The sequence below is a fragment of the Anabaena sp. UHCC 0187 genome (assembly GCF_009712035.1).
Classification (GTDB): domain Bacteria; phylum Cyanobacteriota; class Cyanobacteriia; order Cyanobacteriales; family Nostocaceae; genus Dolichospermum.
The window spans coordinates 120,122-146,948 of sequence record NZ_VILB01000004.1 but is presented as its reverse complement, the minus strand read 5'-3'; the positions used below and the strand labels follow the sequence as shown (position 1 = coordinate 146,948).

The 26,827-nt window shown below is 39.7% G+C and carries 24 protein-coding genes and 1 pseudogene; 13 read left to right on the top strand and 12 right to left on the bottom strand.

What is annotated here, in order from left to right:
- Positions 1-54 precede the first annotated feature (54 nt).
- The 8 genes from FJR11_RS04395 to FJR11_RS04360 all read left to right on the top strand — a co-directional run bounded on the left by FJR11_RS04395 (position 55) and on the right by FJR11_RS04360 (position 5,845).
- Complete coding sequence (locus FJR11_RS04395; RefSeq protein WP_168502501.1) at positions 55-405, top strand: hypothetical protein; 351 nt, start codon at positions 55-57, stop codon at positions 403-405.
- Positions 405-950 carry a hypothetical protein gene (locus tag FJR11_RS04390; protein WP_168502500.1) on the top strand — a complete coding sequence of 182 codons (546 nt, stop codon included), beginning with the start codon at positions 405-407 and terminating at the stop codon, positions 948-950. Before FJR11_RS04395 ends, FJR11_RS04390 begins: the two co-directional genes overlap by 1 nt.
- Positions 950-3,307, top strand: coding sequence for a hypothetical protein (locus FJR11_RS04385; RefSeq protein ID WP_168502499.1), 2,358 nt, complete (start codon positions 950-952; stop codon positions 3,305-3,307). The genes FJR11_RS04390 and FJR11_RS04385 overlap by 1 nt, the downstream gene beginning before the upstream one ends.
- 3 nt (positions 3,308-3,310) lie before the next feature.
- On the top strand, positions 3,311-4,132 hold the full coding sequence (locus tag FJR11_RS04380; protein ID WP_168502498.1) for a hypothetical protein: 822 nt from the start codon (positions 3,311-3,313) through the stop codon (positions 4,130-4,132).
- A 97-nt stretch (positions 4,133-4,229) separates the two neighbouring features.
- Positions 4,230-4,808, top strand: coding sequence for a hypothetical protein (locus tag FJR11_RS04375; RefSeq protein ID WP_168502497.1), 579 nt, complete (start codon positions 4,230-4,232; stop codon positions 4,806-4,808).
- The gene (locus FJR11_RS04370; protein WP_168502496.1) at positions 4,808-5,044 is read left to right on the top strand and encodes a hypothetical protein; all 237 of its coding nucleotides are present in this window, start codon (positions 4,808-4,810) and stop codon (positions 5,042-5,044) included. The genes FJR11_RS04375 and FJR11_RS04370 overlap by 1 nt, the downstream gene beginning before the upstream one ends.
- Position 5,045: 1 nt before the next feature.
- Positions 5,046-5,519 (top strand): hypothetical protein, encoded by a 474-nt coding sequence (locus FJR11_RS04365; protein ID WP_168502495.1) that lies wholly within the window; start codon positions 5,046-5,048, stop codon positions 5,517-5,519.
- Entirely contained in the window at positions 5,516-5,845 is a 330-nt protein-coding gene (locus FJR11_RS04360; protein WP_168502494.1) for a hypothetical protein, read from the top strand. Before FJR11_RS04365 ends, FJR11_RS04360 begins: the two co-directional genes overlap by 4 nt.
- Positions 5,846-6,093: 248 nt before the next feature.
- Here FJR11_RS04360 and FJR11_RS04350 read toward each other — a convergent pair.
- The 6 genes and pseudogenes from FJR11_RS04350 to FJR11_RS04320 form a co-directional block, all read right to left on the bottom strand.
- A pseudogene (locus tag FJR11_RS04350) lies at positions 6,094-7,491 on the bottom strand (VapE domain-containing protein); the annotation flags it as partial.
- A gap of 160 nt (positions 7,492-7,651) precedes the next feature.
- The gene (locus FJR11_RS04345; protein WP_168502491.1) at positions 7,652-8,092 is read right to left on the bottom strand and encodes a hypothetical protein; all 441 of its coding nucleotides are present in this window, start codon (positions 8,090-8,092) and stop codon (positions 7,652-7,654) included.
- 261 nt (positions 8,093-8,353) lie between these two features.
- Positions 8,354-8,998 carry a hypothetical protein gene (locus FJR11_RS04340; RefSeq protein WP_168502490.1) on the bottom strand — a complete coding sequence of 215 codons (645 nt, stop codon included), beginning with the start codon at positions 8,996-8,998 and terminating at the stop codon, positions 8,354-8,356.
- Between the two features lie 892 nt (positions 8,999-9,890).
- Entirely contained in the window at positions 9,891-10,319 is a 429-nt protein-coding gene (locus FJR11_RS04330) for a hypothetical protein (RefSeq protein ID WP_168502488.1), read from the bottom strand.
- 127 nt (positions 10,320-10,446) lie between these two features.
- On the bottom strand, positions 10,447-12,180 hold the full coding sequence (gene recN / locus FJR11_RS04325) for a DNA repair protein RecN (protein WP_168502487.1): 1,734 nt from the start codon (positions 12,178-12,180) through the stop codon (positions 10,447-10,449).
- An 82-nt stretch (positions 12,181-12,262) separates the two neighbouring features.
- Complete coding sequence (locus FJR11_RS04320; protein ID WP_168502486.1) at positions 12,263-13,768, bottom strand: AAA family ATPase; 1,506 nt, start codon at positions 13,766-13,768, stop codon at positions 12,263-12,265.
- Positions 13,769-14,173: 405 nt separating this feature from the next.
- Here FJR11_RS04320 and FJR11_RS04315 point away from each other — a divergent pair, with 405 nt between their 5' ends.
- Complete coding sequence (locus FJR11_RS04315) at positions 14,174-16,195, top strand: family 10 glycosylhydrolase (protein ID WP_168502485.1); 2,022 nt, start codon at positions 14,174-14,176, stop codon at positions 16,193-16,195.
- A gap of 364 nt (positions 16,196-16,559) precedes the next feature.
- Here the strand turns inward: FJR11_RS04315 and FJR11_RS04310 are convergent, their stop codons facing one another.
- The 3 genes from FJR11_RS04310 to FJR11_RS04300 form a co-directional block, all read right to left on the bottom strand.
- A complete protein-coding gene (locus FJR11_RS04310) occupies positions 16,560-17,051 on the bottom strand; it encodes a GNAT family N-acetyltransferase (protein ID WP_168502484.1) in 492 nt (163 codons plus the stop codon).
- Positions 17,052-17,132: 81 nt separating this feature from the next.
- Positions 17,133-17,852 (bottom strand): class I SAM-dependent methyltransferase, encoded by a 720-nt coding sequence (locus tag FJR11_RS04305; protein ID WP_168502483.1) that lies wholly within the window; start codon positions 17,850-17,852, stop codon positions 17,133-17,135.
- Positions 17,853-17,973: 121 nt separating this feature from the next.
- Positions 17,974-19,623: an ABC transporter ATP-binding protein gene (locus FJR11_RS04300; protein WP_168502482.1), complete on the bottom strand. Its 1,650-nt coding sequence runs from the start codon at positions 19,621-19,623 to the stop codon at positions 17,974-17,976.
- 295 nt (positions 19,624-19,918) lie between these two features.
- Here FJR11_RS04300 and FJR11_RS04295 point away from each other — a divergent pair, with 295 nt between their 5' ends.
- Together FJR11_RS04295 and FJR11_RS04290 are read left to right on the top strand one after the other, a co-directional pair.
- Positions 19,919-20,803, top strand: a complete 885-nt coding sequence (locus FJR11_RS04295; protein ID WP_168502481.1) for an ABC transporter permease — start codon at positions 19,919-19,921, stop codon at positions 20,801-20,803.
- Positions 20,804-20,832: 29 nt separating this feature from the next.
- Positions 20,833-21,216 carry a hypothetical protein gene (locus FJR11_RS04290; protein WP_168502480.1) on the top strand — a complete coding sequence of 128 codons (384 nt, stop codon included), beginning with the start codon at positions 20,833-20,835 and terminating at the stop codon, positions 21,214-21,216.
- A gap of 51 nt (positions 21,217-21,267) precedes the next feature.
- Here FJR11_RS04290 and FJR11_RS04285 read toward each other — a convergent pair whose 3' ends face one another.
- Positions 21,268-21,705, bottom strand: a complete 438-nt coding sequence (locus FJR11_RS04285; protein ID WP_168502479.1) for a peroxiredoxin — start codon at positions 21,703-21,705, stop codon at positions 21,268-21,270.
- 147 nt (positions 21,706-21,852) lie between these two features.
- On the opposite strand from FJR11_RS04285, the gene FJR11_RS04280 reads away from it, so the two are divergent.
- Both FJR11_RS04280 and cobQ read left to right on the top strand, forming a co-directional pair.
- Positions 21,853-22,257 (top strand): Npun_F0494 family protein, encoded by a 405-nt coding sequence (locus FJR11_RS04280; protein WP_168502478.1) that lies wholly within the window; start codon positions 21,853-21,855, stop codon positions 22,255-22,257.
- A gap of 151 nt (positions 22,258-22,408) precedes the next feature.
- Complete coding sequence (gene cobQ / locus FJR11_RS04275; RefSeq protein WP_168502477.1) at positions 22,409-23,905, top strand: cobyric acid synthase CobQ; 1,497 nt, start codon at positions 22,409-22,411, stop codon at positions 23,903-23,905.
- 188 nt (positions 23,906-24,093) lie between these two features.
- Here cobQ and ftsH2 read toward each other — a convergent pair whose 3' ends face one another.
- Both ftsH2 and FJR11_RS04265 read right to left on the bottom strand, forming a co-directional pair.
- Positions 24,094-25,980, bottom strand: coding sequence for an ATP-dependent zinc metalloprotease FtsH2 (gene ftsH2, locus FJR11_RS04270; protein WP_168502476.1), 1,887 nt, complete (start codon positions 25,978-25,980; stop codon positions 24,094-24,096).
- Positions 25,981-26,278: 298 nt separating this feature from the next.
- Positions 26,279-26,761, bottom strand: a complete 483-nt coding sequence (locus tag FJR11_RS04265; RefSeq protein WP_174762911.1) for a hypothetical protein — start codon at positions 26,759-26,761, stop codon at positions 26,279-26,281.
- Positions 26,762-26,827: the final 66 nt, after the last annotated feature.

Sequence of the window (26,827 nt, the reverse complement as noted above, 5' to 3'; positions counted from 1 at the left end):
GCTAGGGACTGAAACTAAATTACTATATACTCATACATTTACTGAGTGAGTATCATGGCAGAAAAATCATTAGAGCAAATTTTAGGGACGGGTGCGACTCGGTTAGCATCGTCCGCGGCTGCCCCCAGTGCTGGTTTATTTATTCCTGATAGCTTGCTTATCAGTGCGGGATTAATAACTCCTACTACTGCAACGGCTGAAGGTCATATTGTTGCAATAGTAAAATTACTGAAAACTAATCTTACTCAGACAGTTTACGACGCAGATAATGACAATAGCGTCTATGTTTCTGACGGATTCGCCAGCTTTACCACGCGTGGGACTACGCAGTACAGAGTGGATCAGGTTATCGTCAACCTTGCAAAAATAGATTCAGAAGCAGGATTAGATCCTACCAAATACTAATGCCTGTACATTGCCAGGCGGGCGATATTGCCCGCGTAACGTTTCCAAATGGGAGTATTCAGGATTTTGCGGATGCTCCCGTAGAAGTTACTGTAAAAAGAGAAGATGGTATTCCACCGCAGTTCGGTACGGTTTGGGCGCAAACGAATGGGGGTACTTATGGATTGGTTGGCAGTTTTTTTGCTCCAATTTTCGATGTTTATTATGTGGTAGAAGGCAGGTTCTGGAATTTAAGAGTATCACATAAGGCAGGCATAACTAATGCAGGAGGCGGGTCTACCGGTGGCAGACCTTTTACAAACGTCATTACTGGTTGGTACTTTACATCGGGAGGCGTACAAAGCCCTCTGAAATATCGAATTAAAATATTTAATTCCGTTGGTACGGAAATATTCAATCAATTATTCGATACCGCAAATTATTCTGTTAATTGTATCCAAGGATGCCCCCCAAACACCCTCGACTGTGGCGATTGTTGCTTGGATTGTGCAGAAATTTTTAATGGCATTTCCAGTATTAGAAAAATATTAGCGGGAATAAAATAATGAGTTCATGCTCCGAAATCTCTGCACAAATAGCTGCTTTATCTGCTGATGTTGCGGCTTTAAATAATAAGTTTGTAACCAAATCGGAGTTTACCAGTTACAAGCAATATGTAGAAAATATGTTTGGAGGGATCAGAAAAGGATTTGAGTATTTATTCAGGATATTGGATGAAGAAAAAGCTGGGCATAAAGAAGTGAATCGGTTGGGTGACGGATTAAATAGGAGGATCGACGGACTCCAGGAAAGAATAGGATGGAGTCCCAATTATCAGAGAGACAATAGCCAAGATGCGGAAATAAACCGACTATGGGATAGAGTAAGAGCATTGGAGGCGCGTGGAACTCCAGCAAGAGGGCTTAAGGGCGACAGGGGCGAACGCGGTCCAGTTGGTGGACCCGATCCACAAACAAAATACGATATTCAGCGAATTTCTGGGCAAATAAGAGCGCTCGAAGCGGCTGAAGGAGGGAACAGGGCAGAACATACCAAAATATGGGGGGCTATTACTGTAGTTCAAAAAATGATTGGGGCGTTAACCGCTGGACTTCCCGCACTCGTAAAAACAATCGTACTCAGTATCCTTGCCTCCACTTTATTTAATGCAGTAGCCCAAATACTGGCCCAAATTCTTGCCGGCTCGAAAATTAGCGATATAAACTCAATTCGACAACTTGCACAAAGGGCATATGATGCCGCTGTGAAAGCTGGTGGAGATGCCCGTGCAGCCGCTACTTTAGCAGTAAAAGCCGAGAATAAAGCAGATATTGCCAAGGGACTCGCCGAACGGGCGATGGAAGAAATAAAGTACATTACCGAACGAGCGTTAGCAGCAATGCAGCGCCTCGAAACTTATATAAAAAGTGAAATTGCTTTTTTAACCAAGTCAACGTTAGATGCGCTGGCAAGACTTCAATCTAGACTGGGAACACTAGAAGGTGTGGTCAATGAAATAAATAATCTAGTTATCGGATTGATAGGTCAAGTTCAATTTATCAATGGTAAATTACTTGAGTTACAGCAATCGGTAGCTAGTCAAATCCAAAGTTTAGTGGCTACAGTCACCGATTTAAAATCAATAGTCAAAGCAATTCAAGCACAATTCGCAGCACTTCAAATTGGGGTAAACGCACAGATTAGAACTCTTACTGCTACAGTCAATGGATTAAAAATAAATTTGGAAAATCAGATTAAAAATATCACTGCAACGGTTGAGGGGATTAAAGCAAATATCGAGAATCAGCTTAAGAATTTTAAATTGGATATTGCAAAAATATTTGGGACTTTAGCTGCACTTGGGGCGCAAATCGCTGGGATTTTACTAGCAATTGCCGGGATAAATGCCTTGATAAATGCCTTTAGACCTGGAGGAATCGTGAATAATTATTTCATAACAAACAATACAAATAACGTTACCAATGTTCAGCAAATTTCACCTCAAGACAGCGCACTTCTTAGAAGGATTGACGCTACCACTACGGCTAATCTGACAACCAGTACAGGGAATAATATTTTCTTACAGGCGATAAATGGCATAACTTCTACAACATTGGGCATAGTTAGTTCGCTAGGTGCGACTATCGGAATTATAAACTTGAAGATGGGGAATATTATCCCAGATGGCTTATCTGGGTGGATGTTGCGATTTACCTCACATCAAATAGTAGATAGAGCCTTGGGTATCCTCAGTCTAGCCGCGACTTTGCATAACGCAACCCAACTATCTTCAAACATCACGGTTACATTAATTCAATCAATGCAAAATGTTATTGATTTAGTTGGTCTAAAGGATAGCGAAAAAAATAATTACGATTTAGCCGACATCATAGGTAAGGGGGTGAATGGATTCCTAGAGTCTATATTGGGAGCGGAAAACTTAGCAGGAATCAAGAAAGAATGGAATAAATACAACAGAATTTATCAAGCCAGTGCAAATGTTTTCAATTCATTAATGAGTATGGGGGACAGACTAACCCAAGGATTGCAGGTTATCGGTGGACAGAATGGAAAGATTGGAAATGCCTTAAGAGCGTGGGGGGTTGTAAGCGAAAAAGCCTATAGTTGGATGAACCCTTCCCCCAATTTTAGCAATCCATTATTAACAAAATTAAGTAGTTTGGAAGAAACTGCCAGCATGGTTGAGAGCGTATCGCAAGAACCTCTAAATATTAAGTCAGCAAAAGAGGAACTAGAAGCCACATCCAAGGAATTAGCCGATAGTTTAGAACAGAAACCAGGAACTACACAAGCGAAACCTATTCCGGAAGCCGCAGAAGTCAAGAGGGAGCAAGATATAATCAAAACCGAGTCAGCAGGTAAAGATTTAGCAGATAAAGATTTAGAGCCAGATGAGGACTAACCAATGCCATTGCCAGAAAATTTCAGTGAGTGGAAACATCTACAAGATCAAATAGGCAGGTATCACAATAAAGAAGTTCACAAATTCTTCAAAAATACAAACAGTGACAATTTCTCCACACCAAAAGAACATTTAAAACACGCTTGTTTAATGAAGAACAGCGACACCTCTGACATGACTTTATTAAGGAAGTTGCTATTTGAATTTGATGCTGGTCACGCGCAAAGTTTGCAAGCTCCTATTTATGGAATTCCAGTCAATGATTTTCAAGGAGAGGTCATTTTCAAACCTCAAGTTCATTTACACTTCCAAGAGAGATATCCCTATATTGCTGACAGGATACGAGCGGTAAGGGGTGAGATTAGTTTTCGTATCATGAATGAAACCGGAGAATCTTGGTCACGGGCAAAGTCAGAAGAATTGGCAAGAGACATAAAAAGAGAATTCGCCACACCTATTTTTATTTGGAATAAAGGTAAATATGTTTACTACTACAAAGACCATGAACATGGTTATCAGTTCAGACTTTATGTAACATCGAAATCCGAGGGGGAACGAATAACTAGGGCTGTTTTAGGTGTCCGTGGTCATACATTCAATGATGATTTCTCTGACTATGTAGAAAATTCTAGAACCTACCCAAACAACCCAGGGAATCATACCATTTATGGACAAAGTGTACCCAAGCCCGTTCGTCGTCCTACAGCAGATATCAGGTTTAGGTATGCTCAATTATTTTTGCATGGCAGGACAAAAGTAATCAACTTGGTATCAACCCCAGAAGTAGGGTTAAAGCAGGTGATAGAAAGGCTAAATACCGTCTAATCCGTTGAATAATTGTTTTGCCAATATCTAGATATCGGTGCGAAAAGAATAGCTGTTTTTTGATGCTAGAAATAATAAACACCTAGCGATTAAAACAATGTCCAAAAGATTCAACAACTTAGATGCCGCGCTTAAATACTTGCGACCGGTGAATGCTACGGCTGAGACAGAAGTCCCAGACGCTCCAGCCGGAACGCCATTGAGAAAATATCAAGATTATAAAGCGGGGAAAGTAGCTATTACCTATACTCGTGCAACAGCTTCTTTACCTGGCGATATCAAGGTAATAGCTTTGAAGCCTTTCGCGTTTCCCGCTGCCAGTACACTTGTTTTAAAATCAGGTATCAGCAATCGAGCATTGATCAACATTGGTGATTATGGTCTAACGGCTGCAGAAGCCGGGATTGATACAGCAATCCCGGCCGAGGCGCAGGAGGCTGTGGGATTTACCCCAGCAAAAGCTATTTGCAAAAAAGTAACAGGGACAACTGCCAGCAGCACACCATCGAAAATCTTAGGTAGTAGCTACAAGAGAAAGACTTCTAACACGCATACCATCCCCCTAGGCAGGACTACAACAGGCGCATCATGGGGGGCTCAAAAAGGCATTGTTTTAGCCAAGGTGTCCGCAGCCGCTGGCAATACTAGCGTTTCATTTAAACCAGAGAAATACTAATGACCAAGCATCTTGATTTAATTCTGGACACTGAAATAATAGTGTCCAGCCATCTCGATGCCATCGAGTGTGACGATTTGGTGAAAAGGCTAGATATCTGTCAAGAAGCGAAAAGCCAATTATTGGCTTTGAAAATTTCATGGCAAGATTATCTAGATTTAATAGAAGTAGCGGGTGTAGATATTCAAGATTATTTAAATATCACCGATGAAAATGCTTTAGTCTTGGGGTTCTAAAATGACTCGCAATGTTTCTTTTACCGCTCAAAATTGGGAGTCAATTTACACTTTTAACGCTACGGCTGGAATCTTGTCAGAAAATACTTACATACCTATCCCCCCAGCCACAGCACCTATTTTCCTAGAGTCTGACATTATCGCTGTCTACGTTAACACAGATGTTCCGGACGGTAGAAATTGGCGATATGGGGGCTTTGTTGAACAACGATTTACCAGCGGTCTAACAGTGGGGGGCAGTGCGGATGCTGCGGGTAGTCCACACAATATTTACATTAATAAAATCACTACTTTATTCTTTCCCCCCATCACCGCTCAGTATTCCTTGAAAGTATATTTCCCCAAATGGTTTAAATCAGTCGAGTTACAATTATGGCAATATACGGGAGTTGATGATACTAGCGAGAACATCACCCTAACAGAAGAATTTGCAAATATCAATTTTAAAATAGATCAACTTAGTTCTAAATTATGACAACAATAAATAATTTAATGGAAACAGTCTTGATGCAAGTTCCATTAATAATCGCTCTCACTTGGAAGGCAGCCACAGAAAAAGCCGCCATTTACCGCGCCATTGATGCAGTAAAAGACGGGCATGATAAACAGCTTTATTTATTGGACAAAAACTTGTCATTACTTACTCAGGAATCACAAGCGAGCAGGTTATCTCTAGAAGATAAAGTTTCGGGGCAAGGAAAACGATTTGGTTCTAAGTTTGAAAGAATAGAAAAAAAGGTAGAAGACGTTATTGATTTCAAAATCATTGTTTGTCGATTGGAAGAGATGAAAGACCGATGACAATTAAAAAAAAACAAATAATTTAGTTAACCACCCACTACACCATATGTGTCCGTGGGTGGTTTTTTTGGTAGATTTCAGTTACGCACTTCCAGGAAAGGCGATCGCACAATTCCCCATTCCCTATTCCCTATTCCTCAACCTTTACCATCCGATGAGCGTAAAATCGCTTGGCTGGAGCAAAATTATCCCCTTTCGATAAGGCTACCCAAACGCCTGTAGAGTCTAGTTTTGTGACCACTCCGAGTTCAATTACCTTTTCCTTTTTCAATTACCTTTTCCTTTTTATGGATTCCTGTGACGACACTAACTATATCGTTAACTTTAATGTTGGCCACTGGTGACTTGTCAAAGGGAACTAGATCATCAAAACTGACATTTGTAGGTGGTTCATTTTCAGGCGTTACCAGAACTACTGGAGATTTAAAATTCGCCACCGTATCCTCAGTTATTTTGGTAATTCTGACAATTTTATTTTTACTCAAACTCCAATAACGGCTTAGTTCAATGAATTCTGGAGTTTTTGTTAAATCAGGACTTGGTTCCGCGAATAAATCTCCCTGGACTGTTTCTGCCTCTTGGACTGGTTCACTAGCCTTTGGTTCCTTTAAAGCAGATGCCTTCACCCATTCCAGTCGTTTGTTGGGATACTCAACCTGAAATTTGCCTGTCCCAAAACCAACTATTTCTACTATTTCCCCCGCGTAATCGGCTTTTTTATTGAGATTCGGTTTCCAAGGTTGTGGTGTCTCAACTGGCTGTACTACTTCTGTAGTGTTTGATGATTTTATTGACTCAACATTAACAACAAAATTGTTTGAAAAATTTCCATTTTCCGCTGTCTTCCCTGTCTTAGAATGGCTGGAATCCATGCTGCTGTAAGTAGACAGTGGAATTTCTATTTTTTCTTCTACGGTCTTATGGTTTTGGTATGTATCAATTTGAGAGTCTTTTTCTACGGACTTGCCCTCAATCCCTAGCTGTGTATGAGTTTCAGCCGTCGGATTTTCGGGTAAGACAGCGTAGACAGCGGAATCATCACTTTTTAAATTACTTTTTTCAATTCCATTGTTGTAATTGTCGTTAGCCCATACTCTAATCTGTGTCCCAGCTACTGTTATCCGTGTATCCTTGAGTCCTAAAAGCTTGAGGACTGCGGTTATCCGTCGTTGGTTGATGATATCTCTTCTTGCTGGTTCAATAGAAAGCTCATGATAGATTTCGTCCACGGTCACATAATCACGATTGCTTGCAAATCGGCTGATTGTCTCATGCCAAGGATCTACTACTTGATACTCCTTGCTTAAAGCTTCACGTTGAATCTCTTCTTCATCACTGAGGAAAAATTGATATCCAGTTTTAAAGAGGGCATTAGCCGCCGCCCAGATGCGATCACGTAATTGTGATACCAACTCCAATGGAATCTTATTTTTAAGGGGAATTATCCAAAATCTTCTACTGCCAGTAGGGTCATTTAATATTTCTGACTCGTTTGAAGTTCCACAAAATACAAATCTCCTCAGGTGATCGTTGTTTTGGATGTCGTAGGGGGCGCGATAAGTGTCTCTTTTTCTGGCCATAAAAGCCTTGAGTTGAGCTATGTCCTTCTTCCTGTAGACAGTTTCAAACTCTGACCACTCCAAACACCAAAAATGCGAGGTATAAAGCCCAAGCCATAGCTCCTAGCCAGATTAGTGTAATTAAGTTGCTCACGATGAATTAGATTACTATAACTAATTCATCGTGTAGCTTTTTTTGGTGTTTGTACAGTGGTTTGTGTTGAAAATTGGGCGATCGCACAATTCCCTATTCCCTATTCCCTATTTCTTGAAAATTCCCCAATGCTGCACGGAGTCGTTCCCCATTGGGCGCTACGAATACGAAGAATGTTTCCTTGGCGGTGGGAGTCAGAGTCATTTTACAGCCCTCTACCCAGATATCTTCTCCTTCGTTGGCTGGTTTCAAAACTTTGTAGGTAACTTGTTTAGATTTATGCTCCCAATCTTTACGGACAGCCGCCACAAGCTTCTCAAGGTTACTCGAATTTTTAGCTACTCGTTTGATTGTGACGGGGTGAAGTGGCATTTTTACCTTTTCAGCTATTCTCCCTTTCTCCATTTCATAAAGAATATGGATTTCTGACTCATTTGTTTTTGATGATTGGATTCTTTTGAATGGTGTGGCGGTGACGTGGCAATCCCCAAGACTGGTTTCAATAGTGAAAATCATCGGGGGTGTTTCTGTCAATTTGTAATGCTCATCTTTCGGTGGACAGGCAAATTTATCAATCGGGACTGATTCACTGGGCTGTACTATTTTCTGGTGGTAATTCAGGTTCAGAAGATATCTATATATCTTTTGTTTTTATTTTGTAGTGAATATAGTTAAATCTGTATACAGGTGTAGACATCTCTACTGTCCACTGAACATATACAAAACGACCCGGCGTGGCCAAGGTCGTTCGTCTTAGAACCCATATTTTTTATAGATTTCGGCAACTACCAACTACTATCCTTCATTTTTCTCTAATTCCCTAATAAATCGGTCGATTGCCTTTCCCTGTGCTGACTGTCCTCCTACCTTTAGTTTTTTCAAAGTGTCATCGCGGACATCATCATAATAAGTCCCTAGCTTTCGATCCAGTCTGTCTACCTGTTCAGCCACTTTTTCTTCCCAATGATCCATCAAGTCCGATAATCGCAAAATCCATTTAGCCAGGCTCTCTTCTACAGCCTTTATACGCTGTTCCATCCCTGCATCCACCGTATTGCTATACCCAAAATCCTCTCCATGCAGACTTTCTAGCGTTTCTTCCACTTCACATAAACGGTTTTCTACTTTCTCTACGCGTTCGCCAAGGGAATCCAGGAATTTACTTGCCTCTACGCCCGATTTCCGTGCAGTTACGTTGTTTACAACACTATTTACAGTTGTAGACGCAGCCAAAATACGTTCTACTTCCCGTTCAACCAATTCTTGCATATCTATTGGGGCAGTCATTCTTTTAGGAAGTGATAGAGATGCAGATAATCCCAGTGCCTCTGTTAAAACTCTTTGGGCGGTTTGATTTAGTGTTTCATTTTCCAACCCTTGAGACTGCAATGCTTGTACCGCTTCATCGGGTAAGCGAAACGAAAATGCCTTGCTGACCATAATACTCCTGTCTTCAACTGATTACATTTTATCAGGTTTTCATGCAATGTCTACAATATTGTTGACATTGTATTCAATCTGGAGTTATCCTGTTTGCATACAGTTGAATACAGTTGGTTGACTAAGGTTATAGCGAGTAAGTTCGTATCGTCGCATCGCTACCTACAGTGCCAATTGATATTTGAGTGAAACTTAAATTTTTAATGCGCCCCAGCGAGAGAGCCTCTAACCTCTCCCTCACTGGCACGACTTCCCCAAAATCAAACACACTGACTAGGAGCAATAAAATGTTAGCGTCTAACCAGCCCTTGTGGGCATCAGATTCTCACGACCAATTTTGGCGGCTGCGGGTCACGAAAGAATTTACTAAACCAAAATATTACATTGGTCAGACGGTGTTGCACAGGATAAAACGGAAGAATGGGGAAATCTTGCACCCTGTATATATTAGTGGACTAAGATGGGATGGTATTGGATGGGCATACGCCATTGATTTGCCAGAAGATCACCCATACTGGATATTTGAGGACGGGGAATGGCAGGAGTCCGAAGAGGAGAATTTGGAGGAGATGTAAGGAATAGATACCTAAGTCCTTGGTTGCAAACCGCGCCCCCTCTAAAGAGATTTTGATTTAGCCATGCAAAAGAGCGATCGCCCCCAACCACCAAAAAGTTAAAAGTCAAAATTAATATTTTATAAATTTTCCACCAAATTAAATTGGTGGTTTTTCTGTTGAAAATTCAATGAAGTGATGTCTCTTAATCAATTGGTTGCGGGTTCGATTCCCTCCTCACCCATTATTTTTCGGTTCTTTCCAGATCCTTGAGGATGTATTGCTGGGAGTATGTTTTTGAGTCCGTTCCATTCTTCTTTGAGTATGGCTGTCAATTATTAGTAACGACCTTTATCGCGTTCTAAATCAAAAATTGCTTTCTCGACGTACCATCTATCAGTCTCGCCAGGATGTTTAATTTTTAGATGGTTAATTAATCTTTCCGCGGTTGCTGTGTCTCCTTGAACTTTTGTTAATAGTTGATTCCAAGAATGCCCAGAGAGTCTAGACTTACTGGATGCTTGGCGATTGAGTTGTGAGAGCCTCTTGTTGCGTTCATCTCTGACTTGTCTAGATTTTTGTATTTTACCCCATCTCGGTTTATCTGGTCTGGTTGAACCAACTTTAGACCGGGGAGTATCAACATTTGATGTGTTCGACTTCCTCTTCCTGTAAGCCGCGACAACCCTATCAATCTGGGAAAATATGACTCGTAACACCAGAACTATAAAGATTATCTGAGTGAGTATTACAATTAGATTGCTCATGGTGAATTAAAAAGTGTGTGTATTTAATTCATCGTGTAGCCTTGATGTCTTTTATCCCAGTGATTTGGATCACGTTGTGTCAGTGGTAAATAGCGCAAGGAAATATCCCCTACCTAAAAAGCCTTATTTATGTTTGTTTAATTTCCCGATGATTAGCAGCTTGTAATAATAAAGATTCTGCAAAAGAGATTGCGTCATTTGCAGATTTACCACCAGCTAACTGTGCTAATTCCTCCCGTCGGGTGGTTAAATTATCCAAACTTGTCACTCTCACAACTGTCCGTTGTTCATCATTGCTATTCCTGGCTTTGTTAATCACTAGTTTATCAACGCGAAAATGACGATCTGCCATAGCTGCGATTAGAGGTTGGTGGGTAACACATAAGACTTGATGTCCTTGACTAAGTTGGTGCAATTTTTCCGCTATGGCTTGGGCAACTCTACCGGAAACTCCCACATCAATTTCATCAAATATCATTGTTCCCACTTCATTACCTTGATTAAAACAAGCTTTTAAAGCTAATAAAAAACGGCTCATTTCCCCCCCAGAAGCAATTTCTGTTAATGGTTGAATAGGTTCACCAGGATTAGGACTAAACATAAAAGTAATTTTATCTGCACCTGTAGCTGCGGGGGAAGTTGCCACAATTTCTACTTGAAATTTCACCTTATCCATTGCTAAAGGTTTGAGTTCAGCTAATAACCGAGATTCTAAATTAGCCGCAGTTTGTCGCCGTAATTGGGTTAATTGTTGACTAATTTGCTGGAGTTGTTGTAAAGATAATTGTTCTTGTTGTTCTAAAGTTTCGATAGATTGTTCACTATTATTTAATTCAGCTAATTCAGTTTGAATACGTTCATAATAAGCGATCGCTTCCGTGAGAGTCGGTCCATATTTGCGACAAATTTGTTTTAATTCCCGTATCCGTTCATCCACTTCTTCTAACCGCTGGGGATCTGCTTCCAAACCTTCCCCATAAATATTAATTTGTCTCCCCACTTCCATCACCGCAGCAATGGCATCTCGCACCAATTCTAACAAAGATTGTAATTGAGAATCATACTCTACCATGTGAGTTAATGTCATCTCTCCATCGGCTAATAAATCAGCCGCAGTGCGCGTTTCCTGATCATCTTGATACAAAGCCTGATAAACCTTGTAACTCATTTGTTGTAAATCCACAACATGATTGAGGCGGTCCCGTTCTTGATTTAATTGTTCCATTTCCTGGGCATCATCTAGATTAGCCCCACCCAATTCTTGCACTTGATATGTTAATAAATCCAATTGTTGCAGTCGTTCCCGTTCCGATGTCCGGCGTTTTTCCAGGGCTTGACGGGCTTGTTGATAGACAATAAAAGCAGCGGCGACATTTTGGCGTTTGTGCAACAAAGCATCACCACCATATAAATCTAACCAATCTCGAACTTGGGCAGATTGTCCTACTTGTACGGTTTGCCCTTGTGCCGTAATTTCTACTAAACTATCCCGTAATCCTGCCATTAAGGGGCGATTTACCAGCACTCCATTTACTCTTGATCTACTGCGGATATTACTGGTAGTAGTGGCAATTTCCCGACTAATGATCACAGCATGATCATCCGTTAAATCAATTTCTTGTTCACTTAACCAAGCCGCTAAAGGCGGAGTGACGCTAAAAGTCGCTTCCACTATGGCGCGATTTGTGCCAGTTCTAATCACCCGACTGGAGACTTTACCACCCAAAACCGCATCAATGGCATCTAATATGATTGATTTTCCTGCACCTGTTTCTCCTGTTAATACGTTCAAACCCGCACCAAAATCCAATTCCAGATGATCAATTAAGGCGAAATTTTCAATTCTTAAATATAGCAGCATTTTACTAATCCTCAGATTGCATACTTCCCCGTGTCCTCAATTTCACTGTCTTATCTTTACTCGCATTAGCTATCCTAATATTTTACCTTTGCAACCAGCCTCTTAAAAATCCTTCTAAATCCCTAAAAGTGTCTTTTGTATATTGGTAAATAAACATACAAATATCTGATTTAAAATTTTTCTCTGAAATTCCTTGTTTTTCTACAGATTTTATTAAATCTTGAAATAATCGTTTACCATCCTTATCATTCTGCGATTTTGGATTGTTTCTGTAACTTTCCAAAATTAAATTTATGCTCTCGTAATGAAAAAATTTATCGCCAATTTGTCTAGCTAATTCGGCATCAGGTGTATCAATAAATTTCTTTTTCAAGAACTTTTCTATACTTGGTATAGGAAGATAATGTTTTTCTAATGCAAAATATTTAGAACCAACTAAATATTTTTTTTCACACTGTTCTTTTACATCTCCATCGAGAATAGAGGATATTTTACAGTCTTTACCAGCCAATTTAGAATCCATCATATCATAGTGCATTGCGAGAACTTGCTCCCAGCCACCACAAGGCAGTATTTTTACAAGCTTGTTAATTCTAAGATTATTCAAGTCAATGATTTTATCTACAATATATTTTGCTAGTTCATCTTCAACAAGAAAAATAAAATCAAATCCATCATTTGTGTATAAATTACGTGTTGCATAAGCTGGATAGCATGGATTTATTAACTCAATATTGCCAGCTATATCTCTTTGTATATGATAAATTATCTGTGGCTTAATATGGTTAATAATTTGGATAGAGTGCGTTGCAAAATATATACAAAACCCGTGTTCTCTAGAAATATCATTTAGAAATAATAATAATCTTGCTTGTGCAGAAGGATGAAGAGCAAGTTCAATTTCATCAATGAGAATTAGGCTTTTTGTATCAATTTTTTTTCTTTTTTTGGAATTAATTGTTTCATTAATAAAATTAAGTAATCCGATTAATAATAATTCTCCAGAACTCATAAAAAACTGAGCGAACCAATGTCCTTCTCTTTTAATAAAGTATGGTTGCCCTTCAAACCTATATATTTCTTGGGCAAGTTTCTTTGTTTTGATTTTTTTTAAACCAGAATAGAAGTTTTCATTATTTCTCAATATTTTTCCTAGATTTTTTATAATGAAAATGTTTGCATCACGTAATTCAAATTCTTTAACAGGATAATCTCTATTCAAAATCAATCTGTGAACATCTGAAAATCTTGAACCAAACATAAAACTACCTTCAAAAAAGCCATGAAAAATTATCCCCTCTTCTTTTTGATGAGAGTATGTCCATTTTCCTAATTTCTTTAGCCAGGTATTTTCTTTACCATCAAATTTGAATTTTATCTCACTATTTTCATCACCAATAACTTTAAATAATGTTTTTAAAGCATTCTTAGAGACTAATTGCGCTAAAACTGAAAAAATAGTGCTTTTTCCGATTCCATTTTCGCCTGTAATCGCATAAACACCTTCTTCAAAAGGAAGTTCTATTGAAAACTGTTTAATGTTTCTAAGATTCTTAATCTCAAGTTCTATTATTTGATGATTATTCATGTGAACTGATATTACTTGTCAAGCCGTGATTACTATATCACAAACTATACTCAATAAAATTCAGCAAATAAAACTTTATACTCTTCGCGCCTCTGCGTCTCTGCGTGAAAAAAATTTCTTCCTTCCGCAACGCTAATTTTTAGATATAAAAACTTGCAGATTATATATCTTGACAATAGCACAAAATTTCAAGATGTCAATACCCTAGTAAAATGGTTAGCTTATTGATTACATTCTCAATAATCTTGAGAATAAACCGAATATATTCTCAATAAACATAGGAATGCGATTTTTTTGAAAAAGGGAGATTTAAAAAACTTATCTGTCTGACTGCACTGGTAGAAAATTAGCAGCTATGACTTAAATATTGCTAAATTAACAGAAGATGCAACTATCTCAATAAATATGGTATCTACTCCTATAACTTTCTCCGATATTCAAAATCATTGGTCTCGACCATTTATTGAAGCCTTAGCAGCACGGCGCATACTCAATGGTTATCCTGATGGGACGTGTCGCCCCAACAATCCTGTAACTCGCGCTGAATTTGCAGCTATTATCGCTTCAGTTTTTTTCCAACCAGTTAAACGTGCATATCTGCCTTTTGTAGATGTTCCCCAGACCCATTGGGCGATAAACGCGATTAAAAAAGTTTATGAAAGTGGATTTTTGACAGGTTATCCAAACAAGCGTTTTGGCACAGATGAAGGAATTGCTAGGGGTGATGCTTTAGTAGCAATGGTCAATGGTTTGGGCATTGCTGGTCAAGTTGACTTAGACTTAGTAGGTAAACTGGCAGAAATTTATCAAGATGGATCTTTAATTCCCTATTATGGGATTAATCAAATCGCGTTAGCAACTCGCGTTGGTTGGGTAGTGAGTTATCCCAATGTCAAAATCCTGAATTATAAAACAGCCGCTACTCGTGCCGAAGTTGCAGTCATGGTTTATCAGGCTTTAGTATATTTAGGAAAAGCGGAAAAAATCCCTTCTGACTATATTGTTGTTCCTCCAACCATATCGAAACCGACACCCACAAGTTCTAATACTGTCAAGGTAAATCATCGTCGAGAATTCCGAGGTGCTTGGGTTGCGACTGTGTGGAATAGTGATTGGCCTTCTAAACCGGGACTAGCTGTAGAACAGCAAAAAGCGGAATTGGTGGCGATTATTAAACAGTTACAATCTTTAAATTTCAATGCTTTGGTTTTGCAGGTAAGACCAGAAGGTGATGCTTTATATGCTTCCGAGTTAGAACCTTGGAGTGCTTGGATTACGGGAACTCAAGGAAAAGCACCAAATCCATTTTATGATCCTTTGGAGTTTGCGATCGCTGAATGTCATAAACGCAATATTGAATTACACGCTTGGTTCAATCCCTATCGCGCTAGAGCAAATAGTAAAATTTCCCCTGTTAGTCCCCACATTGCCGTTACTAACCCAGAACTTATTTGTGAATGGGGTACTCAACTATGGATGGACCCCGGTGCAAAAATTGTTCAAGACAGAGCATACAACGTTATTATTGATGTTGTTCGCCGTTATGATTTAGATGCTATTCATTTAGATGATTATTTTTATCCCTATCCCATATCTGGTAAATCTTTCCCCGATTATAAAACCTACTCAGTTTATAAAACTAGCGGGGGTAGACTGAATTTAGAAGATTGGCGACGGGAAAACGTCAATCAAATGGTATTGCGACTTTCTCAAGGAATTAAAGCCACCAAACCTCATGTGAAATTTGGGATTAGTCCCTTTGGGATTTATCGTCCTGGACAACCTGGGGGAATTGTGGGTTTAGATGCCTATGGTGTTCTCTATGCTGATTCTAAAAAATGGTTACAGGAAGGCTGGATAGATTATATCGCTCCCCAACTCTATTGGCGGACTGACCAAAGCCAGCAAAGTTATGAAGTTCTCCTGAAATGGTGGACAGAAATTAACACTAAACAGCGTCACGTCTATGCAGGTAATAATCTCGGACAACTAAATGGTAAAGAATGGAAAAATAGTGAAATTGCCAAGCAAGTTCAGATTTCTCGGAATTTAGCAAGTAATTTATCTTTGGGTAATATCTTTTTCAGCATGACTGGCATTAAGGAAAATCGTCAAGGCATTGCTGACCAATTTAAAACCGATTATCCCACACCTGCTCTAATTCCCACTATGTCATGGCAAAGTTCTATCACGCCACCACCTCCCAAAAACCTCAAGTATATTGATGGGAAATTAAACTGGGAAGCAGGTGATGATCAACCTGTGCGTTCTTGGACTCTGTATTTGCAAAATAGCAATAATTGGATAATTCAACGCATTTTATCCGCTGGTACTACCTTTGCGACAGTTACACCAGGAACTTATGCGGTATGTGCTGTGGATAGATTAGGGAATGAAAGTGAAGGTGTGATCATTACTGTAACTTGACAATTAGCAAGTTGGGTTTTCTCTCGTCAATCCAACTACTTTTTAACTTATGGTTTTCCCGGAAAGCTATAATTTTTTTCAATCAGATTTTTACAAAAAAGGCCTAGTCCCCTATATTGTCAATAATCTTGAGAATATTCTCAATAAGTCGGAGAAAAAAGTTCATTTCAGGGCTTGATATTCTCAACTATTTTTTGTACAATAATTTTGATTATAATTTGCTTGGGCTATTTTTAATGTTTCCAGGATTTCCAGAATAATTCACCGCAGATAAACGCAAATAAACGCAGATAAAGACGGATGAATTAATGAGTTTCATGATTCTGTGCAGCCTTGCATAAGTCTGATATTACTGGAAAAAAGCTTACATCACCCGCAAACCCAAAATCATTAAATCTCGTTCCACTCCGTCCAAATCAGCAATTTTCGGTAAATTTCCCCAAGCTTGAAACCCAAACCAGGCAAATAACTTTAAACTGGGTTGATTGTGCGCGAAAATAAAACTAACTAAGGTCTTTAACCCTAAATTTGGACTTTCCTGAATTGCTTTTTCTAAAAGTTGTTTTCCCAAACCACGTCCTTGAAAATTTGGAGAAATATAAATACTAATTTCTGCTGTAGCATAGTAAGCTGGTCTACCATAGAATGATTGGAAGCTCAACCATCCAGCAATTACACCATCCGTTTCCATTACCCATAAGGGAAACTTTGAGGGAACTCGTCCTTGAAACCAAGCCATACGACTTTCCACAGACACAGGTTCTAAATCAGCGGTAGCCATGCGTCCAGGAACAGCAGCGTTGTAAATGGCGACAATGGCAGGTAAATCAGATTCTGTGGCATGGCGGATAATCATTGCTGCTATTTGGGCAAAATTATTGATAAAATATTTCCAAATAATACAGCGTTAAGAGGCCATTTATTCGATAATTTTCTCTTAAAACCGAACTTTGTACAACTCGAATAATTCTCCTAATTGCCGTTTAACTATCTTAGCACCCCCAGCTTTAATGGTTTTTTCCCACTCAGCGACGGGTTCGAGAAAAACCTCTGCACCCAAATAAGTTTCCAGTACAGCCCAATCTTCAGCTAAAGGTTGTTCTGAATTAAGAATATCAAAAACAAAATGTCCTCCTGGTTTTAATACCCGTTTGACTTCGACCAAGACAGCATTCCAATATTCTAGGGGGAAATAGCAACTAAATCCCGTCGCAATGACTAAATCAAACTGATCTTTATCATAGTTTAAATGGTGAGATGGTCCTAACTCCACACCTTTGAATAATTTTGAGTTCAACTGTGAACCACGGGAGTTGAGAGTATCTCTGGCGATATTACTAATTTCTTGCCCATAAAAGAATGCTTGCCAATCTCTCCAAGGATAGATTAAAAAACTGACACCGCAACCTATATCTAAGCAATGTTGATTTTTTTGAGGTTGAGCAATATCCCAAAATGGTGAAACTATTCTCTCACTTAATCTGCCATTTTTCCATTCCTGAAATATTGGCATTTGTTGAACTTCGTCGGGTACTTCAAATTTCTGATTTTGATATTGACGATTAAAGCGATATGCTATTTGTGCTATTCTCTCTTGCCATTTGTCTGCGGCATAAATCTTATTTTGATAAGGGTTAGAAGGTGGATTTTTAGACATTAATTAGTTTGGTGATTGGTGATTGGTAATTGGTAATTGGTAATTGGTAATTTTCTTCTTATTCTTCTTCTTCTTTATTCTTTATTCTTTATTCTTTCTCCTGACTCCTGACTCCTTGACATCAAGCTTTTGCGAGTAAAGGTGCAGCAGCTAAGAGAGTTTGGGTGTAGGGATGTTGGGGGTGAGCAAAAATTTGTTTAGTCTGTCCTAATTCAACTATTTTACCACCATTCATCACAGCAATGCGATCGCACAAGAATCTTGCTAACCATAAATCATGGGTAATGAACAAATAGGTTAAATCAAATTCGTCCTTTAATTGCAACATCAAATCGAGAACTTGCGTTTGCACACTGGCATCTAACATACTCACAGGTTCATCACATATTATCAGTTTTGGACGAGTAATTAAAGCCCGTGCGATAGCTACCCGTTGTTGTTGTCCCCCAGATAAATCGGAGGGATAACGATGATAATAAAGTTCTGCGGGTGTTAAACCAACTTTTTCCAACATCCATAAAACCTGTTCTTTAGCTTTTTGGGTATTAGCCAAATTATGAATTAATAAAGGATCTGCTATACTTTGTCCTACCGTCATGGCTGGATTTAAACAAGCATGAGGATCTTGAAATATCATTTGGATTTGTCTCCGGGAAGAACGAATGTCTTGACGGGATAAACTGGTTAATTCCTGTCCTAAAAATTCGACTTTTCCCGATGTCGGACTAATCAATTGTAAGATAGTTCTCGAAAGTGTACTTTTCCCACAACCAGACTCTCCCACTAATCCTAAAATTTCCCCAGAATACAATTCTAAATTAATTCCATCTACAGCTTTAACTGTTTGACCTTCTCCTTTAAATATCCGTTCAAGAAAATTCGGTTCTATAGTATAATGCTGTTTAAGTTCTGTAATTTTGAGAATTGGTGATTGGTGATTGGTGATTGGTGATTGGTTATTATTCCCATCTTCATCAACTGCTTGAATATGTAAAGCTGCTTTTAATAAAGATTGAGTATATTCATGCTGAGGATGAGCAAATACAGTTTCCGTTTTCCCCATTTCCACCATTTTACCCTGATACATGACCCCAATGCGATCGCAATATTCTCCCACCATTGCCAAATCATGGGAAATTAATAATAATCCCATATTTTCTTCCCCACACAAGCGCGTTAACTCTTGGAGAATTTGAGCCGAAACAGTTACATCTAAACTCGTTGTTGGTTCATCAGCAACAATTAACTTAGGACTCAAAAGTAAAGCCAAAGCAATAGCTACCCGTTGACGCATTCCCCCGCTAAACTCATGGGGATATTGACTCCAACGACTAGCGGGAATTTTCACCTTTGCCAAAGTCGCTAAAGCCTTTTCCTTCGCTTGCTGTTTGGATAAGTCCGGTAAATGGGCTTGGAGAGTTTCAATACAATGGTTGCCAATAGTCATCAACGGATTAAGGCGCGTCATCGGGTCTTGAAAAATCAAAGCTACCGCTTCCCCCCGAAACTTCCGCATTTGCATGGGTGTCAAATCCAATACAGATTGCCCCTGAAAACTTACTAATCCCTCAACACAACTAGAGCTAGGCAACAACCGCATAATTGCCCGTCCAATCGTAGATTTACCACAACCAGACTCACCCACCAACCCCATTCTTTCCCCAGGCTGGAGAACAAAAGATACATCATCAACCGCCCAACTTTCCACCTCCCCACTCCGTCGAGGATAAGCCACACGGAGATTTTCCACACTAAATAAAGCTTCACTCATAATTAATTATTTTTAGGACTTACCCATAAGTAAGGGAAAAACGAACCACGAAGGAACGAAGAACACGAAGGAAAGAGGGTTTTAGAGAGTTATTGCGTAAGTCCTGATTTTATAAAATTATCAATTTCCAACTGACTCTTGACTCCTGACTCCTGACTCCTGAATTCTTCTATATACCTGCAATATACTGTAATAATTTTCGTTATAATATAGTATTAAGAATTATAAATATTCTTTGCAAATTAAAAATTGCAGAGATGTTTATAACTGATACCGTTTAATCTTAGCATCTTGTATGAATAATGATAAAGTAGTGATGAATTGGCAACAATTAACCTCATCTCCTGTAGTTGCCGATACAAGTTCCAATTTCTTCGGAGAAATTGTCCAAGAAACTTTTGCTTTAACTCGTCGTCTGTTTATTCAACTGCAACGCCGTCCTTCTAGCTTTGTAGCCGGGATTATTCAGCCGGTCATGTGGTTAGTTTTATTTGGGGCTTTATTCCAAAATGCGCCCAAAGGCTTGTTTGGAAGTCCGACAAATTACGGACAATTTCTAGCAGCGGGTGTCATAGTATTTACAGCTTTTGCTGGAGCGTTAAATGCCGGTTTACCTGTCATGTTTGATCGGGAATTTGGCTTTTTAAATCGGTTGCTGGTTGCACCTTTAGCTTCCCGGTTTTCAATTGTTTTTGCGTCTGCTATTTTTATTATTAGCCAAAGTTTACTGCAAGCAGCGGTAATTGTGGCAGCAGCAGCATTTTTAGGGGCTGGCTTACCTGATTTTACAGGATTATGTGCGATCGCTCTGATTGTCTTGATGCTGGCTTTGGGTGTTACTGCCATTTCCCTGGGTTTAGCTTTTGCCTTACCAGGACACATTGAACTTATCGCTGTAATTTTTGTAACTAATCTACCGCTATTATTTGCCAGTACAGCCTTAGCACCTTTATCCTTTATGCCAGGTTGGTTACAGGTTATCGCTACCCTTAATCCTCTCAGCTATGCGATTGAACCAATTCGCTATTTATATTTACACAGCAGTTGGGGATTAAATGATATCGTCATGCACGCCTTCTGGGGTGATGTTACCTTTGGGGGAGCGTTGTTAGTGTTGCTGGGTTTTGCAGTAGTCGCTTTACTTAGTATTCAACCCCAACTCCGTCGGACTCTTGCTTAAGATACAAAGAAGAATATAAGGGGAAATTCATGAAAAGATCATTTTTACCAGTGCAGAAAATTATTGTTGCCACTATTGCCGGTTTTGGTTTTGCTTCTATGCTAGTGGCAGAACCTACCTTAGCTGATCCTAATCAACCCTTTAATAGTTTGGAAAGTGATAGGAATAGTAATCCTTTGTCCAATAATGCTTCAGATTTCAATATGTTTAACCTGATTCATCAAGCACAAATGGGAACTATCCAATGGAATCCTGAAGAAAAAAATCAACAGTTAGATCAAGCCACAGCCGCATTTAAAGCTGCACAAAATCAACGTCTTCAGAGTCAGCAACAACAAAACCCAGGTATGTCGGGAATTACATCTGGTCAAAATACATTGCCTTTACAAATCCTACCCTCATCAGGTAAATAAAACCTGAAGAAGGACTTGCAGAAGTATGGCTAAGGCCATACTCCTTAACTCTTACAACCCAAGTTTTGCTAAAACATCACTGGCATGGGTAGGTGTATTCACTGCTGTATCCACATGAATGATTTTGCCATCACCATCAATGATGTAGGTAACACGCTTGGCATAACCACCACCATCAACGTCATAGGAACTGATGATGCTTTTATTGGTATCAGCTAATAAAGGGAAATTGAGACTATATTTAGAGGTAAATGCTTGGTGGGCTGTTTCATCATCAGCGCTCACACCTAGCACCACAATCCCTTTGCTTGTATATTCTGTCTGGGCATCCCGGAAGCTACAAGCTTGTTTGGTGCAACCTGGTGTGTCATCCTTGGGGTAAAAGTAGAGAACTACTGTTTTACCAGCAAAATCAGATAATGAAACTGTATTACCGTTAGTGTCTTTAGTGGTAAATGCAGGTGCAACTGTACCAACTGCTAGAGCCATGATTCACCTTGTCCTGTTTAAAAATCTTTATGCAATCAAGATTTTACAATAATTTACAATATTTAAATAACTTGCTTATGAATATTCTCCCAAAGAAGTATCTATTGCCAAAGCCTTGACAAAAAGTACAAATTAGAGTAACAAAAAATGTCTGTCATTGATTCCCCAAACCTGAAACCCTTAGTTTATACTGATAAAGCCTTAGAAAGAGCCGAGCGATCGCTAATTTGTTCGCCCTTTAACCTGAATTTGTTTGTAGCCATGACTAGCCAAAGTATCCAATTAGGTGCTATAGCAATGGATAAAGGCATTAGGCAAAATTACACCAACCGCCCATTATCAGAATTAACCTGTGAAAATGCTTTAGCCTGGTTAATTGATGTAGGAGTATTGCGGCGAGAAGTTGATGGACAGGGGATTACAGATAGTTTTCGGCTCACACCCCTGGGTCATCAATTGATCGGAAAATTACAAGATCACCATTGGCGTAGTCCTTCACTGAGCGATCGCTACAATGATTTTATGACTCGTTGGTTACGTTTACCCTTTTGATAGATGTTATTGATTAGTAACTAACCAATTAATTGCCGTTAAAACTCTTGTGGGGTGGGCATCTTGCCCGCCATACTTATGCAAGTTAAAAAAATAACAGCTTATTCACCGATGCACTACTAAATCTCAATACACTAAATTATAATTAAACATGAAATCAATCATGGTGGTGGGAACAACATCCCACGCAGGTAAATCACTGATCACCACAGCTATTTGTCGAATTCTAGCGCGGCGCGGCTGGCGAGTAGCCCCCTTCAAAGGTCAAAATATGGCTTTAAATGCCTATGTTACTGCCAGTGGGGGAGAAATTGGCTATGCTCAAGCAGTGCAAGCTTGGGCAGCAGGAGTAGCACCGCTGGTAGAAATGAATCCAATTTTACTTAAGCCCCAAGGGGATATGACATCCCAAATCATCCTCAAAGGTAAAGCCATAGGTAAAGTTAGTGCCACAGACTATTATGAACAATATTTTGAACTTGGTTGGCAGACTATTAAAGAATGTCTAGAATACCTATCTACAGAGTTTGATGCCCTAGTTTGTGAAGGTGCTGGTAGTCCCGCAGAAATTAATCTCAAACACCGGGATTTAACTAATATGCGGGTGGCGAAACACTTGAATGCACCTACATTATTAGTTGTTGACATTGATAGAGGCGGGGCTTTTGCTCATGTAGTAGGAACATTAGAACTATTAGACCCAGACGAACGCGCCTTAATTAAAGGTGTAGTCATTAATAAATTCCGAGGACAGCGCTCAATTCTCGAACCAGGAATCAAATGGTTAGAAGAACGGACAGGGATACCTGTTGTGGGTGTGATTCCCTATTTAGAACAAGTCTTCCCAGCGGAAGATTCCCTAGATCTACTAGAACGGAAACCAGCAAAAGCTAACTCTGAACTGAATATTGCGGTGATTCGTTTACCAAGAATTGCCAATTTTACCGATTTTGATCCTCTAGAATCAGAACCATCGGTGACAGTAAATTATTTACATCCTAAGCAAGAATTAGGACATCCAGATGCAGTAATTATCCCAGGAACAAAAACCACCATTGCTGATTTAACAGTCTTACAAAAAAGCGGCATGGCAGAAGCAATTCAAAACTATGCGGCTTCTGGTGGCACAGTTTTAGGCATTTGTGGTGGTTTCCAAATGCTGGGGCAGACTATAGCCGATCCCGAAGGTATGGAAGGACAAGTTGGTAAATATCCAGGGTTGAATTTATTATCAGTAAAAACAATAATTACAGGTCAAAAAATTGCCCGTCAGCGTCAAGTTACCTCCAATTATCCCCAAGCGGGTTTACCTGTCACCGGGTTTGAAATCCACCAAGGGAAAACTACTTTCAGCAGTCCTTCGCTATCACGCATAGAAAACTTAGCGGATCAAAAATCCTGTCAACCTCTATTTGATGATGCTAATTTAGGGTTAGTAGATAGTTGCCAATCAGTTTGGGGAACTTATTTGCATGGAATTTTTGATAATGGCCCTTGGCGACGGGCTTGGGTAAATCGTCTTCGTCAACAACGAGGTTTGAAATCTTTACCAACAGGTGTATCTAACTACCGAGAACAGCGAGAACAGCTTTTAGATTCTTTAGCTACTCAAATTGAAGAACATTTAGATTTAACACCGTTCTTGTAGTAGGAGTAACCCAAAAACTTTTTCAGCAAATTTCAAGAAACAGGGGTGTGGGGGTGTAGGGAAGGAGAAATTGTTTGTTATATTCATAGCGGGTGGCAGCAGCGTCTGTGCAGTTGCTTGTAAATAACAAAATCCCCGACTTCTTTAAGAAGTCGGGGATATGAGGCTTTTGCTATGTATTCAAAACCTTACAGAATGGGTACAAACTGAGACTTATCAGGTACTTCAGCATACTCAGCCACAATTTGACGGAATTCTTCACCATCAATGGTTTCTTTTTCAATCAATAAGTCAACCAAACGATCTGCGAGACTACGATGATCACGCATGATCTTCTTCGCGTTGGTATAGCATTCTTCCACAATCATTCTCACTTGGGCATCAATGCGACAGGCGATGGCTTCGGAATACTCGGAACGGGTTGTCCAGTCCCGACCCAGGAACACTTCACCCTGTTGGCTTTCCAGGGATAAAGGCCCTAAATCAGACATTCCAAATCGAGTTACCATTTGTCGTGCCATTCCTGACAATTGCTGTAAGTCTCCACCCGCACCAGTTGTCACTTCTGCTGCACCAAAAATTACTTCTTCAGCCGCACGACCACCCAAAGCACCTGTAATTCTAGCCTTTAACTGAGAACGGCTAATTAAACCTTGTTCTTCATTAGGCATAAACCAAGTTAAACCCTGTGCCTGTCCTCTAGGAATCAAAGTCACTTTTTGTACGGGATCATGGTCTTTAAGTAAAGTCCCTACCAAAGCGTGTCCGACTTCATGGTAAGCAATTAAACGCTTACTCTTGCTGTCTACCAAGGGAGTACCTTCCATCCCGGCAACTACCCGGTCTACAGCATCATCAATTTCTAGTAAAGTAATGCCTTCTTTGCGTCTTCTCGCTGTGAGAATAGCAGCTTCATTGAGGAGGTTAGCTAAATCTGCACCAGTAAATCCAGGAGTTCGGCGAGCGATCGCTTCTAAAGAAACACTAGCATCTAATTTCTTATTTCTAGCATGAACTTGTAATACTTCCAAACGTCCTTTAATGTCTGGTGCATCTACATTGACTTGTCTATCAAAACGACCGGGACGTAACAAAGCCGCATCGAGGACATCAGGACGGTTGGTGGCAGCAATAATAATAATGCCAGTATTGCCTTCAAAACCATCCATTTCTGTTAATAATTGGTTGAGGGTTTGTTCCCGTTCATCGTTCCCACCACCAATACCCGCACCCCGTTGACGACCCACAGCATCAATTTCATCAATAAAGATGATACAGGGAGCGTTATCTTTAGCTTTCTTAAACAAGTCACGGACACGGGAAGCTCCCACACCCACGAACATTTCCACGAATTCCGAACCAGAGATGGAGAAGAAAGGCACACCAGCTTCACCAGCGATCGCTTTTGCGAGTAAAGTTTTACCAGTTCCCGGCGGTCCCACTAACAGTACACCCTTAGGAATGCGAGCGCCAACAGCAGTGAATTTTTCAGGTTGTTTGAGGAAAGTGACAACTTCTTGTAATTCTTCCTTTGCTTCTTCGATTCCGGCTACGTCGTCAAACTTGACTCCAGTTTTCGCTTCCATTTGGAAACGAGCGCGGGATTTGCCGAAATTCATCGCTTGTCCAGGACCACCGGGAAGATTATTAGAACGACGGAACAAAAAGAATAAGCCGGTAATCAATAAAACTGGGAAAATCAAATTCCCCAAAAGTCCCCAGATTGCGCCATCATTTCGCATGGGATGGGCATCAAAGCTAACTTGCTTTTCTTTGAGCTTTTGGATTAATTCGGGAGCGTTTACAGGTAAATCTACCCGCCAGTGTTGAACGCGGTTTTCGATGTCTTGGTCATTAGCTTCAATAATTGCTGTTCTACCACCATCGTAAAGATCCACATTGGTAACACGATTTGCATCCAAGTATTCTAGAAAGCGACCATAGGTCATGCGGGTATTGGCTGCATTTTTAGTTGTATCCGCAGGAGCGCCTGCAAAAGCTCCTTGCCAAAAGAAAAAGCCGATTACCAAAGCCAGCACTGACCAGAGTGCTACGACTCTCCAAGAGAATTTCATCTTTAATTTGCCTCTAAATGTCAATATGCTCTATAGGGAATGTCTAAACTATGAGTTACGTGATTAATTTGATTTAGATGATTAATTAGTCTGTCATCACAGTTAATCATAAACATCACAAAAATCACAGTTTCAGACGATTTTGTTTAATTTCAGTCTGAGAATGAGATGTTTTATGGCAGACCCACGATTTTTATCAAGAATCTTAATTAAACTTAACTTAATTCTAATACAAAGTTGCCCTACAAGCACAAGTCCAGGGGAAAAAGCTGATCTAAAAAAGGTCGAAACCCTCTTCTTACTTAACTTCCGTAATTTTTAAGGTATAAGGTAGGGATTCATTTTCTTGATAAGAACCAATCCAAATTTGATAAGTACCTGGTAGCCATTCCCCAACAATACCGGGATTTTTACCGTCAAAGTCATCATTACACCAAGTTCCACCGGGTCCTTTGACAATCATGGTCGTGTCCGCAGGACTTTGAACTACTAATTTCAGGTAGTCAAATTTACTTGTGAGTTTTAGGGTATGGTCTGGTGTTTCATCCACAAATCCTTTACATGGACCTGTTGGCGCTGTTTCTGCTTTTCCAGCTATTTTGCTTCCTGGTATGGAACCACCACTCATTCCCCTTACTGTTAATGGATCTGGAGAAAATGGATGCTGAATGGTCATATCTCCAAAAATCGGTGAAGCTGTTTGAGCATTAGCGACTGAATTAAATCCGGCTGTAATGCAGAGTATAACTATGATTTCTGTGGTAAAAGCTATTTTTGACATTGCAATTAGAGAAGATTCCTAAATATCTTTAAAGACATTAATTTACGGTCTCAAGTTCCTTTGCAG